Annotated in this window: 14 protein-coding genes; 5 read left to right on the top strand and 9 right to left on the bottom strand. The window is 60.5% G+C overall.

The window, feature by feature from the left end; genetic code table 11:
• Nucleotides 1-59: 59 nt before the first annotated feature.
• Nucleotides 60-1,724, bottom strand: a complete 1,665-nt coding sequence (locus GIW79_RS02760) for a putative bifunctional diguanylate cyclase/phosphodiesterase (RefSeq protein ID WP_054917119.1) — start codon at nt 1,722-1,724, stop codon at nt 60-62.
• Nucleotides 1,725-1,990: 266 nt separating this feature from the next.
• Here GIW79_RS02760 and rep point away from each other — a divergent pair, with 266 nt between their 5' ends.
• Together rep and GIW79_RS02770 are read left to right on the top strand one after the other, a co-directional pair.
• Nucleotides 1,991-4,000: a DNA helicase Rep gene (gene rep / locus GIW79_RS02765; RefSeq protein ID WP_089041520.1), complete on the top strand. Its 2,010-nt coding sequence runs from the start codon at nt 1,991-1,993 to the stop codon at nt 3,998-4,000.
• 58 nt (nt 4,001-4,058) lie between these two features.
• Nucleotides 4,059-4,631, top strand: a complete 573-nt coding sequence (locus GIW79_RS02770; RefSeq protein WP_003195447.1) for a xanthine phosphoribosyltransferase — start codon at nt 4,059-4,061, stop codon at nt 4,629-4,631.
• 54 nt (nt 4,632-4,685) lie between these two features.
• Here GIW79_RS02770 and GIW79_RS02775 read toward each other — a convergent pair whose 3' ends face one another.
• The 6 genes from GIW79_RS02775 to dadA form a co-directional block, all read right to left on the bottom strand.
• On the bottom strand, nt 4,686-6,608 hold the full coding sequence (locus GIW79_RS02775; RefSeq protein ID WP_089041521.1) for an acetyl-CoA hydrolase/transferase C-terminal domain-containing protein: 1,923 nt from the start codon (nt 6,606-6,608) through the stop codon (nt 4,686-4,688).
• 138 nt (nt 6,609-6,746) lie between these two features.
• Nucleotides 6,747-7,157: a c-type cytochrome gene (locus tag GIW79_RS02780; protein WP_034129081.1), complete on the bottom strand. Its 411-nt coding sequence runs from the start codon at nt 7,155-7,157 to the stop codon at nt 6,747-6,749.
• 182 nt (nt 7,158-7,339) lie between these two features.
• Nucleotides 7,340-7,888, bottom strand: coding sequence for a cupin domain-containing protein (locus GIW79_RS02785; RefSeq protein WP_014720470.1), 549 nt, complete (start codon nt 7,886-7,888; stop codon nt 7,340-7,342).
• A 116-nt stretch (nt 7,889-8,004) separates the two neighbouring features.
• Nucleotides 8,005-9,078 (bottom strand): alanine racemase, encoded by a 1,074-nt coding sequence (gene alr, locus GIW79_RS02790; protein ID WP_034129082.1) that lies wholly within the window; start codon nt 9,076-9,078, stop codon nt 8,005-8,007.
• Nucleotides 9,079-9,157: 79 nt separating this feature from the next.
• Nucleotides 9,158-9,511, bottom strand: a complete 354-nt coding sequence (locus GIW79_RS02795; RefSeq protein WP_034129083.1) for a RidA family protein — start codon at nt 9,509-9,511, stop codon at nt 9,158-9,160.
• Nucleotides 9,483-10,784: a D-amino acid dehydrogenase gene (gene dadA, locus GIW79_RS02800; protein ID WP_236452614.1), complete on the bottom strand. Its 1,302-nt coding sequence runs from the start codon at nt 10,782-10,784 to the stop codon at nt 9,483-9,485. Before dadA ends, GIW79_RS02795 begins: the two co-directional genes overlap by 29 nt.
• Before the next feature lie 156 nt (nt 10,785-10,940).
• Here dadA and GIW79_RS02805 point away from each other — a divergent pair, with 156 nt between their 5' ends.
• Nucleotides 10,941-11,429 (top strand): Lrp/AsnC ligand binding domain-containing protein, encoded by a 489-nt coding sequence (locus GIW79_RS02805; RefSeq protein WP_003176896.1) that lies wholly within the window; start codon nt 10,941-10,943, stop codon nt 11,427-11,429.
• A 71-nt stretch (nt 11,430-11,500) separates the two neighbouring features.
• Here GIW79_RS02805 and GIW79_RS02810 read toward each other — a convergent pair whose 3' ends face one another.
• Nucleotides 11,501-11,854, bottom strand: a complete 354-nt coding sequence (locus tag GIW79_RS02810; protein WP_003195461.1) for a YkgJ family cysteine cluster protein — start codon at nt 11,852-11,854, stop codon at nt 11,501-11,503.
• A 115-nt stretch (nt 11,855-11,969) separates the two neighbouring features.
• On the opposite strand from GIW79_RS02810, the gene GIW79_RS02815 reads away from it, so the two are divergent.
• Entirely contained in the window at nt 11,970-13,262 is a 1,293-nt protein-coding gene (locus tag GIW79_RS02815) for an NAD(P)/FAD-dependent oxidoreductase (RefSeq protein ID WP_236452616.1), read from the top strand.
• Here the strand turns inward: GIW79_RS02815 and GIW79_RS02820 are convergent, their stop codons facing one another.
• Nucleotides 13,263-13,487 carry a DUF1127 domain-containing protein gene (locus GIW79_RS02820; protein ID WP_236452618.1) on the bottom strand — a complete coding sequence of 75 codons (225 nt, stop codon included), beginning with the start codon at nt 13,485-13,487 and terminating at the stop codon, nt 13,263-13,265. It abuts the gene before it with no gap.
• Nucleotides 13,488-13,653: 166 nt separating this feature from the next.
• Here GIW79_RS02820 and GIW79_RS02825 point away from each other — a divergent pair, with 166 nt between their 5' ends.
• Nucleotides 13,654-15,078: an aminotransferase-like domain-containing protein gene (locus GIW79_RS02825; RefSeq protein WP_060763904.1), complete on the top strand. Its 1,425-nt coding sequence runs from the start codon at nt 13,654-13,656 to the stop codon at nt 15,076-15,078.
• Nucleotides 15,079-15,137: the final 59 nt, after the last annotated feature.

A 15,137-nucleotide genomic window follows, 5' to 3' on the forward strand; every position in this document is an offset into this window, starting at 1 on the left:
TAGCTGAACGACCGCTATCGCAGGCAAGCCAGCTCCCACATTTGAACCACTTTGAAGGCTTAACCCAACAGCGCCTGCTGGCTTTGCCCGAACATCAGGTATTCCACCAGCTCGGGCAGCGGCAACGGCTTGCTGATCAGGTAACCCTGGACCTGGTCGCACCCAAACAAGCGCAAAAGCTCAAGCTGCTCAGGGGTTTCCACGCCTTCGGCGACCACTTCCAGGTTGAGGTTGTGGGCCAGGTTGATCATGGCGTGCACCAGCTTGCGGTTTTCTTCGCGCTCTTCCATGCCGCCGACAAAGCTCTTATCGATCTTCAACAAGGCAATCGGCAGGCTGTTGAGGTGCACAAACGACGAAAAACCGGTGCCGAAATCATCCAGGGAAAACCGCACACCCAGCCGGCCAAGGGCGTCCATGGTCTGCTTGACCAGGTCGCTGCGGCGCATCACGGCGGTTTCGGTCAATTCGAACTCCAGCCATTGCGCTTCCACGCCGCGCTCGGCAATCAGGCGGCTGAGGGTAGACAGCAACTGACTGTCCTGGAACTGGCGAAACGACAGGTTGACCGCCATGTGCAGCGGCGGCAGGCCGCGTTCACGCAGGTCTTGCATGTCGCGCAGGGCTCGGGAGATCACCCAGTAGCCCAATGGCACGATCAGACCACTCTGTTCGGCCAGCGGCACGAATTCGCTAGGCGGCAACAAGCCGCGCTCACCGTGGCGCCAGCGCACCAGAGCTTCGAGGCCAACGATATGACCGTCGTCCAGGTCCAGTCGCGGCTGGTAATGCAGCTCCAACTCATCGCGACGCAAGGCCCGGCGCAGTTCACTTTCCAGGTCGGCCAGGCTGCGCGCGTTGCGGTTGATGCGTTCATTGAAGATATGAAAGGTACAGCCCTGGGTGCTTTTGGCCTGCTGCATGGCGATATGGGCATGCCACATCAACGGGTCGGCGCCAGCGCGGGCTCGAGCATGGGCCATGCCCAGGCTGCAACCGATCAACAGGCTTTCGCCATCCACCCAATAGGGTTCGGCCATCACTTCGGTGATGCGCTCGGCCATCCATTCGGCGCGCTGGGGCGCCCGGCGGGTATCGATCAACAAGGCAAACTCATCGCTGCCCAGGCGCGCCAGTTGGTCCCCGGCTTCGAGCTGGCTCTTGAGCCGCGACACCACTTGCAGGATCAAACGGTCGCCCGCCTGATGGCCGAGGGCATCGTTGGCATGACGAAAATTGTCCAGGTCCAGATGGCCGAGGGCCAGGCCACGGCCTTCGTTTTCTGCCAGCCGGGCGGCCAGCAAGGTCTGGAAGCCCTGGCGGTTGGCAATACCGGTGAGCGGGTCTTGCTCGGCCAGGCGCTGCAAGGTGTTTTCCAGCACGCCGCGCTCGCGCACATGGCGCAGGCAGCGGCGCAATGTGTCGGCGTCCAATGCATCCAACACCAACCAATCGCTGACACCCAGCGGCGACACCAGTGGCTCCTGCTCCAGCAGCAATACACACGGCAGGCTGCACCGGCCGGGGCCGGGCTGCAGGCTGGGCGTGGTCAATAACACAGCACCCTGGTCGTCATCGAACAGGCGGCTTACCGAGTCCCAGTTGGGCGCACTGATCAGCACAGCCCCTTCGCCCATCGGCTCCAGGCACTCGCGCAACAACGCTGCCCACTCGGGCTCATCGGCCAGCAGCAGCAAACGCAAGGGTTCGACAGGCGTAGACACGCTAACTCCCTAGACTCTGCAAAATTTCATTAGCGGTGCCATTATGACGTGCGGCCTGACAATGACAAAGGATGACAAATGATAGGTGTTATCAAACACGTAGACTGTAAATATTAGTCTCGAATAATCCTTAACATCCTGCGGCAAAGTAGCAAAACCGGCAAATTTAGATCGAGTGGTACGTCACACCGTCGTTCTATGGCAGCAGAATCTTTCCAGCCTGTTAAAATGCCCGCCCTTTTGAACAACGACCCCTGAAATTCCGTATGTCCCGACTCAATCCCCGGCAGCAAGAAGCCGTGAACTACGTCGGCGGCCCTCTATTGGTGCTCGCCGGTGCAGGCTCCGGCAAGACCAGCGTGATCACGCGCAAGATCGCGCACTTGATCCAGAACTGCGGCATCCGCGCCCAGTACATCGTCGCCATGACCTTCACCAACAAGGCGGCACGGGAAATGAAAGAGCGGGTCGGCACCCTGCTCAAAGGCGGCGAAGGCCGCGGCCTCACCGTGTGCACCTTCCACAACCTGGGCCTGAACATCATCCGCAAGGAGCATGTGCGACTGGGCTACAAGCCCGGCTTCTCGATCTTCGACGAGACCGACGTCAAGGCCCTGATGACCGACATCATGCAGAAGGAATACGCGGGCGACGACGGCGTCGACGAAATCAAGAACATGATCGGCTCGTGGAAAAACGACCTGATCCTGCCCGCCGAAGCCCTGGAAGCTGCACGCAACCCCAAGGAGCAGACCGCTGCCATCGTCTACACCCACTACCAGCGCACGCTCAAGGCGTTCAACGCGGTGGACTTCGACGACCTGATCCTGCTGCCGGTCAAGCTGTTCCAGGAGCACAAGGACATCCTGGAGAAGTGGCAAAACAAGGTGCGCTACCTGCTGGTGGACGAATATCAGGACACCAACGCCAGCCAATACCTGCTGGTGAAATTACTGATCGGCACGCGCAACCAGTTCACCGTGGTGGGCGACGACGACCAGTCGATCTACGCCTGGCGCGGCGCCCGCCCGGAAAACCTGATGCTGCTCAAGGAAGACTACCCCTCCTTGAAAGTGGTGATGCTGGAGCAGAACTACCGCTCCACCAGCCGCATCCTGCGTTGCGCCAACGTGCTGATCTCCAACAACCCCCACGAGTTTGAAAAACAACTGTGGAGCGAGATGGGCCATGGCGACGAGATCCGTGTGATCCGCTGCCGCAACGAAGACGCCGAAGCCGAGCGCGTCGCCGTGGAAATCCTCAGCCTGCACTTGCGCACCGACCGGCCCTACAGCGACTTTGCGATCCTGTATCGCGGCAACTACCAGGCCAAACTGATCGAGCTGAAGCTGCAGCATCACCAGGTGCCGTATCGCCTGTCGGGCGGCAACAGCTTTTTCGGACGCCAGGAAGTCAAAGACCTGATGGCCTACTTCCGGCTGATCGTGAACCCGGACGACGACAACGCTTTCCTGCGCGTGATCAACGTGCCGCGCCGGGAAATCGGCTCCACCACCCTGGAAAAGCTCGGCAACTACGCCACCGAACGCAAGATCTCGATGTACGCCGCCACCGACGAAATCGGCCTGGGCGGACACCTGGACACGCGCTTCACTGATCGCCTGTCACGCTTCAAGCGCTTCATGGACAAGGTCCGCGAGCAGTGCGCCGGCGAAGACCCGATCAGCGCCCTGCGCAGCATGGTCATGGACATCGACTATGAAAACTGGCTGCGCACCAACAGCTCCAGCGACAAGGCCGCCGATTACCGCATGGGCAACGTCTGGTTCCTGATCGAGGCGTTGAAGAACACCCTGGAAAAAGACGAAGACGGCGAGATGACCGTCGAGGACGCCATCGGCAAGCTGGTGTTGCGCGACATGCTCGAGCGCCAGCAAGAAGAGGAAGACGGTGCCGAAGGCGTGCAGATGATGACCTTGCATGCGTCCAAGGGCCTGGAATTTCCCTACGTGTTCATCATGGGCATGGAAGAGGAAATCCTCCCGCACCGCTCCAGCATCGAAGCCGACACCATCGAGGAAGAACGCCGCCTGGCCTACGTGGGCATTACCCGCGCTCGTCAGACCCTGGCCTTCACCTTTGCCGCCAAGCGCAAGCAATACGGTGAAATCATCGATTGTGCCCCCAGCCGGTTCCTGGATGAACTGCCGCCGGACGACCTGGCCTGGGAAGGCAATGACGACACTCCCACCGAGGTGAAGGCCGTTCGCGGCAACACCGCCTTGGCGGATATACGCGCGATGTTAAAGCGCTAGAATCGACTACTTTTTAATCTACTTTCGGCGCACAACGCGCCATTAGAGGAAGCTTTCCGTGGAAGCACTGCACAAGAAAATTCGCGAAGAAGGCATCGTGCTTTCCGATCAGGTCCTCAAGGTTGACGCCTTTCTGAACCACCAGATCGACCCGGCACTGATGAAACTGATCGGCGACGAGTTCGCCGCACTGTTCAAGGATTCGGGCATCACCAAGATCGTCACCATCGAAGCGTCGGGCATTGCCCCGGCGATCATGACCGGGCTGAACCTGGGTGTGCCGGTGATCTTCGCGCGCAAGCAGCAATCCTTGACGCTCACGGAAAACCTGCTGTCGGCCACGGTGTATTCCTTCACCAAGAAAACCGAAAGCACCGTGGCGATCTCCCCGCGCCACCTGACCAGCAGCGACCGCGTGCTGGTGATCGATGACTTTTTGGCCAACGGCAAGGCGTCCCAAGCGCTGATCTCGATCATCAAGCAGGCCGGCGCGACCGTAGCCGGCTTGGGCATTGTGATCGAGAAGTCGTTCCAGGGTGGGCGTGCAGAACTGGATGCACAGGGTTATCGGGTTGAGTCGCTGGCGCGGGTGAAGTCGCTGGCCGGTGGTGTCGTGACCTTTATCGAGTAATCACTGTGTGGGAGCTGGCTTGCCTGCTCCCACATTAGGTTTTGCGTTGCGCTGTCAGTGGGCGGTGGCCTGCAGTCCGGCCAGCAGCAAGCGTTGATACAGGTCTTCCTTGATGCCCTCCGGCTTATCCAAGCGCATCCGTTGCAAATGCTCGGGAAACGCCTCCGGCTCCGGCGCGTCGAGTGCCGCCTTGCCCAACTCCAGAATTTCCGTGAGCTTGAATTTGCTCTTGAGCCAGTTCAGCGCCCGCAACAAGTCCCGCTCCTCATCCGTGAAGTCACAGCCCAGGGGGTATTCGGGGAACAAGCGACGGTGCCTGGCCTGAATCGCCTGGAGCCGCTGCGGCGTGTTGTCGGCAAAACGCGGATCCAACTGGAAATCCTTGGGCAGTTTGCCGGCCTTTTGCGCCTGCTCAATCAAGTCGTGCTGGAACCTTGAGTCAGTGATGTTCAGCAACGCTTCGATCACCTTGGCATCCGTCTGACCCCGCAAGTCGGCAATACCGTATTCGGTAATGACGATATCCCGCAGGTGCCGGGGAATGGTGCAGTGGCCGTACTCCCAGACGATATTGGAACTGACCTCACCCGCCGACTCGCGCCAGCTGCGCAAAATCAGGATTGAGCGTGCACCTTCCAGCGCATGCCCCTGGGCCACGAAATTGTATTGCCCGCCCACACCACTGAGCACGCGACCGTCTTCCAACTGATCAGCCACGCCCGCGCCGAGCAAGGTGACCATGATAGCGCTGTTGATAAACCGCGCATCCAGGCGCTGCAAGCGCTTGAGTTCTTCCTGGCCGTACAGCTCGTTGATGTAGCTGATGCGGGTCATGTTGAATGCCTGGCGCTTGGCATGGGTCATTTCCTGCAAGCGCTGGTAAAAACTGCGAGGCCCCAGGAAGAAACCGCCATGGATCGACACGCCATCGGGTTGCGCCGCGTCGTCCAGGGTGCCCGCGTTGGCCTGCATCTGGGTCGCCACATCCGGGTAGACCTTGCGCCGCACGATCCCGGCATCCGCCAATACCAGCAGGCCGTTGACGAACATCTCGCTGCAACCGTAAAGGCCACGGGCAAACGGCTCGACGCCGCCTTCGCGACTGATCAACGGCGCCCACTGGTACACATCCAAGTCGGTGAGCAACAGGCGATAGGCTTCGTTGTCGGCCTGGCGCGCCAGCAAGGCAGCCGTCAGTGCATCGCCCATGGAGCCGATGCCAATCTGCAACGTACCGCCATCACGCACCAGGGTGCTGGCATGCAGGCCGATAAAATGATCCTGAAAGCCCACCGGCATGTTCGGAGTGGAGAACAGCGTGGTGCTGTCTTTTTCATCCAGCAGGTAGTCGAACTCATCCATGCCCAACTCGGCATCGCCAGGCATGTAGGGCAAATCGCTATGGACCTGGCCGACGACCAGGATGGTCTCCCCAGCCGCGCGGCGCTTGGCGATCATGGGCATCAGGTCGAGGGTGATATCCGGGTTGCAGCTCAGGCTCAGGCGGTCGGGATGCTCGCTGCTACTGGCAACCAATTGCGCCACCAGGTTCAGGCCGGCGGCGTTGATGTCGCGGGCCGCATGGCTGTAGTTGCTGCTGACGTAATCCTGTTGCGCCGCGGCGCTGTGGAGCAAGCTGCCGGGCTGCATGAAGAATTGCTGCACACGGATATTCTTCGGCAGGCTGCCCTTGTGCAGGTCCGCGAGGAAATCCAGCTCGGGGTAGTCGCCAAACACTCGTTCGATGAAAGGTTCGATAAAGCGCTTTTGAAGACCGTCACCCTGCGTAGGACGGCCCAGGCTCAAGGCCGTATAGAGCGTCAGCGCCCGTTCGGGCAATTTTGCGATGCGCCGGTACAGCGCGTTGACGAACAGGTTGGGCTTGCCCAGCCCCAGCGGCATGCCCATGTGGATATGCGCCGGCAGGCGCTCCAGTACGTCGTCAACTGCTTGCTCGATTGAACACAACTGCACCATCCGACTGCTCCCGAACATTCCATGAATTAGGGGTTGGACCGAGCTTGCCGGGTCTTTGCTGCAATGAACAGCCTGAATACCAAATCGCGGGCACAAAAAAGCCGCTGGTAAGCGGCATTTTTGACGAAGATCGGCCGATTACAGCCCGGACATCTTCTTGATCGCACCCTTGAGGTCGTCATCCGAACAATCAGCGCAGGTGCCTTTGGGCGGCATGGCGTTGATACCGGTGATGGCCTTGGCCAGGATGCCATCGAGGCCACCTTGATGGTCGGCGCGTTCTTTCCATGCGGCGGTGTCGCCAATTTTTGGCGCACCCAAAAGGCCGCTGCCGTGGCACGCATTACAGTGCTTGGCGATGATCTCATCGGGGGTTTTCGCGCCGCCGCCGCCGGCTGCCACGGCAACTTCCATGCCCTTGCATTCCTGGCCCTGGACGCAAACCTGGCCCACAGGCTCCAGGCGCTTGGCAATGTCATCATTGGTCGCAGCTTGAGCGCTGACAGCCCATAGGGCCAGTACGGTTGCTGGTGCAGCCAGCATTTTCATAATTAGGTTCACGCGTTCACCCTCAATGGTGGCTATTCACGCCTGCGGCCACGGTTTCGCAGGCGGCGAAAGTATAACGGTTAGCCCGCCTGGCCGAAACAACCCTATTAAATAAAGGGAGATTCGGCCTCACGGTGTACAGCTGCGGGAACCTCTGCAACGCTGGCAGGGCGCCTCTATTCTTAAAAGTTCGCGGGTGTGGCTGCGCTGATTAGTCGCGCCGGCACGTCGAACGGATTGCGAAAACGATGAGGCCTGGTGCTTTCAAAGTAGTAGCTATCGCCCGCTTCGAGCACAAAAGTTTCAAGACCGACCACCAATTCCAGGCGCCCTTCCACCAGAATTCCGGTTTCTTCGCCTTCATGGGTGAGCATTTCTTCGCCCGTGTCGGCACCCGGAGGGTAGATTTCATTGAGAAATGCGATAGCCCGGCTTGGGCGCGCCCGGCCCACCAGTTTCATGGTGACGGCACCGTCAGAGATGTCGATCAGCTCATTGGCTTTATAGACGATCTGCGTCGGTATTTCCTGGAGCACTTCTTCGGAGAAGAACTCGACCATGGACATGGGGATACCGCCCAACACCTTGCGCAGGGAGCTGATCGAGGGGCTGACGCTGTTTTTCTCGATCATCGAAATGGTGCTGTTGGTGACGCCCGCACGCTTGGCGAGCTCACGCTGGGAAAGACCTTTGAGTTTACGGATGGATTGCAGTCGTTCGCCGACGTCCAATGCAGGAGCCTCCTAGGATTCAGGCTTTGTTGTAATTGAGCGTTATCATGGCGACAGCGTTCAGTATTTACAACACTTGGGCCTAAATCCCGGTGTGCTCGGTTCGTTGCCGGCGGCTAAGCGCCGCTATAGAGCCTTGGCACTCGGCGCAGATTGCAGAAAATCTGATAGGGGATGGTCTCGGCGGCCACGGCAACATCACTGGCGAGGATGTGCTTGCCCCACAACTCTACGGTGGAACCAAGGCCCGCCTGGGGCAAGTCGGTGAGGTCGACACACAGCATGTCCATGGACACGCGCCCCAGCAGCCGGCTGCGCTGGCCAGCGACCAGCACCGGGGTACCGGTCGGCGCATGACGTGGGTAACCGTCGGCATAACCCATGGCAACCACGCCGATGCGCATCGGCTTGGGCGTGACGAACCTGGCGCCGTAGCCCACCGGCTCACCGGCCGGCAACTCGCGCACGCAGATGACTTTGGACTCCAGGGTCATCACAGGCTGCAAGCGCGCGGCGAGGGCCTGGTCTTCGCCAAAGGGCGTTGCGCCATAAAGCATGATACCGGGGCGCACCCAGTCGCTGGACACGCTTGGCCAGCCCAATACAGACGGTGAGTTGCGCAGGCTGACCTCAGCCGCCAGCCCCTGGCGCGCCGCCTCAAACACCGTTACTTGTTCGTTGCTGCTGACGCAATCGAGCTCATCGGCGCGGGCAAAATGGCTCATCAGCACGATTTTCGCCACTTTGCCACTCGCCAGCAGGCGCTGATACGCCTCCTGGTAATCCTTGGGGTGCAGGCCCACACGGTGCATGCCCGAGTCCAGCTTCAGCCACACTGTCAGCGGCTTGCTCAAACGAGCTTGCTCGATGGCGTCCAACTGCCAAAGCGAATGCACCACGCACCACAAATCCTGCTCGATGATCAGCGGCAACTCGTCGGCTTCGAAAAAACCTTCCAGCAGCAACACCGGCGCACGAATGCCGGCGGCGCGCAGTTCCAGCGCTTCCTCGATGCACGCCACCGCGAACCCGTCGGCTTGCGCCTCCAGTGCCTGGGCCACGGGCACCGCGCCATGGCCGTAGGCATCGGCCTTGATCACGGCGAGGGCCTTGGCCCCGGTGACTTCTCGGGCCAATTGGTAGTTATGGCGCAGGGCTTGGAGATCAATCAGGGCACGGGCTGGACGCATGGCGGCAGGCTTCTAGGCAGCAAAGTCAATAAAAAACCGGTGCCGACCAACAACGCCGGCACCGGGAGAGGGATCGTTGTTAAGGCAGCGCAGCCACGACAGACAGCTCTACCAGAATCTCGGGTTCGCACAGCTTGGCTTGGACCGTGGCTCGGGCCGGGGCGACGCCTTTGGGCAGCCATTTGTCCCATACCGCGTTCATCAAAGCGAAGTCGGCGTCGATGTCCTTCAGGTAGATCGTTACCGACAGCAACCTGGACTTGTCGGTACCCGCAAGGTCCAGCAAGCGCTCGATATTGATCAGGGTTTCACGGGTCTGCTGCTCAATCCCGGCGCTCATGTCGTCGCCAACTTGCCCTGCCAGGTACACGGTACCGCTGTGGACAACGATCTGGCTCATGCGCTCATTGGTGAGCTGGCGCTGGATTGACATGTTGTGCGGACTCCTGGTGGTTGCCATAACGGGAAATATCGAGGCCTGCGGCGCTGATCTGCGGCGTTTTCTTCGCCATCAGGTCGGCCAGCAAGCGACCCGAACCACAGGCCATGGTCCAACCGAGGGTACCGTGGCCTGTATTCAGGAACAGGTTCTTGAACGGCGTGGCACCCACAATCGGTGTACCGTCCGGGGTGGTCGGGCGCAGGCCGGTCCAGAAACTGGCCTCGGCCAGATCGCCGCCCTGAGGATAAAGGTCGTTGACGATCATCTCCAGGGTTTCACGTCGCCGCGGGTTCAGCGACAGGTCAAAACCGGCTATTTCAGCCATGCCACCGACGCGAATACGGTTGTCGAAACGCGTGATCGCGACTTTGTAGGTTTCATCGAGAATGGTCGAGGTCGGCGCCATTGCCGGGTTAGTGATCGGCACAGTCAGCGAATAACCCTTGAGCGGGTACACCGGCGCCTTGATCCCCAATGGCTTGAGCAACTTGGGCGAGTAACTGCCGAGGGCCAGGACATAACGGTCGGCGGTTTCCAGCTTGCCGTCGATCAGCACACCATTGATGCGGTCGCCTGCGTAGTCCAGGCGCTGGATGTCTTGTTCGAAGCGGAATTCCACACCCAATTGTTTGCACATTTCGACCAGGCGCGTGGTGAACATCTGGCAGTCGCCCGTCTGGTCGTTGGGCAGGCGCAAGGCACCCGCGAGGATATCGGTGACGCTGGCCAGGGCCGGTTCAACCCGGGCAATGCCGGCTCGGTCGAGCAATTCGAATGGCACGCCGGACTCTTTCAGCACGGCGATGTCCTTGGCGGCGCCATCGAGTTGGGCCTGGGTGCGGAACAGTTGGGTAGTCCCGAGGCTGCGCCCTTCGTAGGCAATGCCGGTCTCGGCGCGCAATTCGTCAAGGCAGTCGCGGCTGTACTCGGACAGGCGCACCATGCGTTCCTTGTTCACCGCGTAGCGGCTGGCCGTGCAGTTGCGCAGCATCTGCGCCATCCACAGGTATTGGTCGATATCGGCGGTGGCCTTGATCGCCAGCGGCGCGTGGCGCTGAAGCAGCCATTTGATGGCCTTGAGCGGCACACCCGGCGCGGCCCATGGCGAGGCGTAGCCAGGGGACACCTGACCGGCGTTAGCGAAACTGGTTTCCATGGCAGCGGCAGGCTGACGATCAACCACCACAACGTCGAAGCCGGCCCGCGCCAAATAGTAGGCACTGGTCACCCCAATGACGCCGCTACCCAAGACCAGAACGCGCATTTTTATATCCTCATCGCGGGCTCAGCCGCTGACGTGTGTTATTCGAGCAATGATGGGCGCAGTGTAAAAAACAATCGGCAGTGCATTTCACTATATAAATGCCTATATTTGGCGACAATTCTTGGCAAAAACCCTTTTGACAGAGGCGTATCCCCTATGCGTACCAACACCCAGACCAAGCGGGAGCTGGACAAGATCGACCGCAATATCCTGCGCATCCTGCAAACCGACGGGCGCATCTCGTTCACGGAGCTGGGGGAAAAGGTCGGGCTGTCCACCACGCCCTGCACCGAGCGCGTGCGGCGCCTGGAGCGCGAAGGGATCATCATGGGCTACAACGCACGGCTCAATCCCCAGCATTTGAAGGGAAGTTTGCTGGTATTTGTCGAGATCAGCCTGGATTACAAGTCGGGTGACACCTTTGAAGAATTTCGCCGAGCCGTGCTGAAACTGCCTCACGTGCTGGAATGCCATCTCGTGTCGGGTGATTTCGACTACCTGGTGAAAGCGCGAATCTCGGAGATGGCGTCGTACCGCAAATTGCTGGGCGATATCCTGCTCAAACTCCCCCATGTGCGGGAATCCAAGAGCTATATCGTGATGGAAGAGGTGAAAGAGAGCCTGAACCTGCCGATCCCTGACTGACCCAGTGACACAACACGGTCAAATGTGGGAGCTGGCAAGCCAGCTCCCACAGTTTTAACCGAGTACATCCGCTAGACCAACACCTGCCGGGTACTCGCCATGTACTCATGAATCTGCTTCTCCACCCGCGGATGAATCAGCTCCACTGGCCGGCGGCCATTAGGGCACGGCAAGGTCTTGGTGGTGCCGAACAGGCGACAGATCAGCGGCCGCTCGTCATACACCGTGCAACCCTTGGGCCCCAGGTGTACGCAGTTCAGCTCGTCCATTGCCGCCTCTTGCTCGGCAGCGGTCTTGCGCGGCAGACGCGACATTTCCTCGGGCGAGGTGGTCACCGGCCCACAGCAGTCGTGGCAACCGGGAACGCACTCGAACGAAGGAATCTGGCGACGCAGCGCGCTGATTTTCTGACTGTTGCAACTCATCGAAACCCATACCGAACGGCGAATAGACGTGGATTCTGACGCAAAACGCCCCGCGCAGACAGCGTCGTGCGACCCCTGTATCCTGCGTCAAATTTTCCAGACAGGGAGGTTCCCCATGACCGCCAGCGCCCGGCACACCGCTTCCTACTACGCCGCCAGCAGCGTGCCGCAACCGGATTACCCGACGCTGACGGGTGAGGTGAACGCCGATGTCTGTGTGATCGGCGGGGGGTTCTCCGGGCTCAACACCGCCCTGGAGTTGGCCGAGCGCGGCTTTCGCGTGGTGTTGCTGGAGGCGCGCAAGATCGGCTGGGGCGCCAGCGGGCGCAATGGCGGCCAGTTGATTCGCGGTGTCGGCCACGGGCTGGATCAGTTCACCCAGGTGATCGGCAGCGACGGCGTGCGCCAGATGAAGCTGATGGGCCTGGAAGCCGTGGAGATCGTGCGCGAGCGTGTGGAGCGCTTCCAGATCCCCTGTGACCTGACCTGGGGCTACTGCGACCTGGCCAACAAACCCCGCGACCTACGGGGCCTGGCCGAGGATGCCGAAGAGCTGCGCAGCCTGGGCTACCGCCACGAAGTGCGCCTGTTGCAAGCCAGCGAGATGGGCACCGTAATCGGCTCTGATCGCTATGTAGGCGGCATGATCGACATGGGTTCCGGCCATCTGCACCCGCTGAACCTGGCACTGGGTGAGGCTGCCGTTGCCCAGCAGTTGGGCGTGGCGCTGTACGAGCAATCCCCAGTGACCCGTATCGACTATGGCCCTGAGGTCAAGGTGCATACCGCCCAAGGCACTGTGCGCGCCAAGACCCTGGTACTGGCCTGCAATGCCTACCTGAACGGGCTCAACCCGCAACTGAGCGGCAAGGTGCTGCCCGCCGGCAGCTACATCATTGCCACCGAGCCCTTGAGCGAAGCGCAAGCCACCCGCCTGTTACCGCAGAACATGGCCGTGTGTGACCAGCGCGTGACGGTGGACTACTTCCGCCTGTCCGCCGACCGCCGCCTGTTGTTCGGCGGCGCCTGCCACTACTCCGGTCGAGACCCCAAGGACATCGGCGCCTACATGCGACCGAAGATGCTGCAGGTATTCCCCCAATTGGCAGACGTGAAAATCGACTACCAATGGGGCGGCATGATCGGCATCGGCGCCAACCGCCTGCCGCAGATCGGCCGCCTGGCCGATCAACCCAACGTGTATTACGCCCAGGCCTATGCCGGCCATGGCCTCAACGCCACGCACCTGGCGGGCAAGCTGCTGGCCGAGGCCATCAGCGGCCAGCAACAGGGGCGCTTCGATCTGTTCGCCCAGGTGCCACACATCACCTTCCCCGGCGGCAAACACCTGCGTTCGCCGTTGCTGGCCCTGGGGATGCTCTGGCACCGCCTCAAAGAACTGCTCTGATCAATCGCGCCAGAAGGGTTTCAAACCCTCACGGCGCGCCTGCTCGGCGGTCAGCCCGATGTCGCGTAACTGCTCGCGGCTCAGGTCCAGCAGGGCCTTGCGCGTATGGCGACGGCGCCAGAACAGATTCCAGCGGCCAGGCGCCGAGGCAGTGATCACCTGCTCCTGCGCCACGCCCAGTTCCTGACTGCGTAGCGCCAGCCGTACATCGCTCATGCCGCTCATTTGACTGCCCCTCATTGGCCTGTTGTCTTGAGTGATCAGCATGCGCGGGCGGCCAGTACCATTACAGATTCAGCCAACTTTTAATAAATACATACAGATGCTGCCTCTGCGTGGCTGAATCCTGTATTTTCCCCCTATCTGTACTGGTCCCTCGGGAGCGACCACCATGACCCTTTACGTCAACCTCGCCGAATTGCTCGGCACCCGTATTGAACAGGGCTTCTATCGTCCGGGCGATCGACTGCCCTCGGTGCGGGCCTTGAGTGTGGAACATGGGGTGAGCCTGAGCACCGTGCAGCAGGCGTATCGGTTGCTCGAAGACAACGGCCTGGCGATGCCCAAGCCCAAGTCGGGCTATTTTGTTCCGGTGGGCCGTGAACTGCCGGCACTGCCCGAGATAGGCCGCCCGGCCCAACGGCCAGTGGAAATCTCCCAGTGGGACCTGGTGCTGGAACTGATTCGTGCGGTGCCGCGCAAAGACGTCATACAGATGGGCCGAGGCATGCCGGATGTATTGTCGCCTACCTTAAAGCCGTTGCTGCGTAGCCTCGCCCGTGTCAGCCGGCGCCAAGACCTGCCGGGGCTGTATTACGACAATATCCTCGGCTGTATGGAACTGCGTGAGCAAATCGCCCGGCTGTCATTGGACTCCGGCTGCCAACTGAGCGCCGAAGACATCGTGATCACCACCGGTTGCCACGAAGCCCTCTCCGCCAGCATTCACGCGATTTGTGAGCCCGGCGATATCGTCGCGGTGGATTCGCCCAGCTTCCACGGCGCCATGCAGACCCTCAAGGGCCTGGGCATGAAAGCCCTGGAAATCCCTACCGACCCGCTCACCGGCATCAGCCTGGAGGCCTTGGAACTGGCGCTGGAACAGTGGCCGATCAAAGTCATCCAGCTCACCCCAAACTGCAACAACCCCTTGGGCTACATCATGCCGGAAGCCCGTAAACGCGCCTTGCTGACCCTGGCCCAGCGCTTTGACGTGGCGATTATCGAAGACGATGTGTATGGCGAGTTGGCCTACAGCTACCCACGCCCGCGCACCATCAAATCCTTCGATGAAGACGGCCGTGTGCTGCTGTGCAGCTCGTTCTCCAAAACCCTGGCGCCCGGCCTGCGCATTGGTTGGGTCGCACCGGGACGCTATCTGGAGCGGGTGCTGCACATGAAATACATCAGCACCGGCTCTACGGCCACACAGCCGCAGATTGCCATTGCCGAATTCCTCAAAGGCGGTCATTTCGAGCCTCATTTACGTAGGATGCGTACCCAATACCAGCGTAATCGCGACTTGATGCTCGATTGGGTCAGCCGTTATTTCCCCGCTGGCACGCGCGCCAGCCGGCCCCAAGGCAGCTTCATGCTATGGATTGAGCTGCCGGAGGGCTTCGACACCTTGAAGCTCAACCGCGTGCTGGTGGAACAAGGTGTACAGGTGGCGGTAGGCAGCATCTTTTCCGCCTCCGGCAAGTACCGTAACTGCTTGCGCATGAACTACGCTGCCAAGCCAACGACGCAGACTGAAGAGGCCGTGCGCAAGGTAGGTGCCGCTGCACGCAAGATGCTGGAAGAGACGGCGGACTGACCTTTCCCGAGCAAATGCCGTCATATGCCACAACCGCCCTGACCTGGAAGCAGTTTCCT

The sequence above is a fragment of the Pseudomonas sp. PA-7-1E genome, assembly GCF_021605325.1.
Lineage (GTDB): Bacteria > Pseudomonadota > Gammaproteobacteria > Pseudomonadales > Pseudomonadaceae > Aquipseudomonas > Aquipseudomonas fluorescens_BV.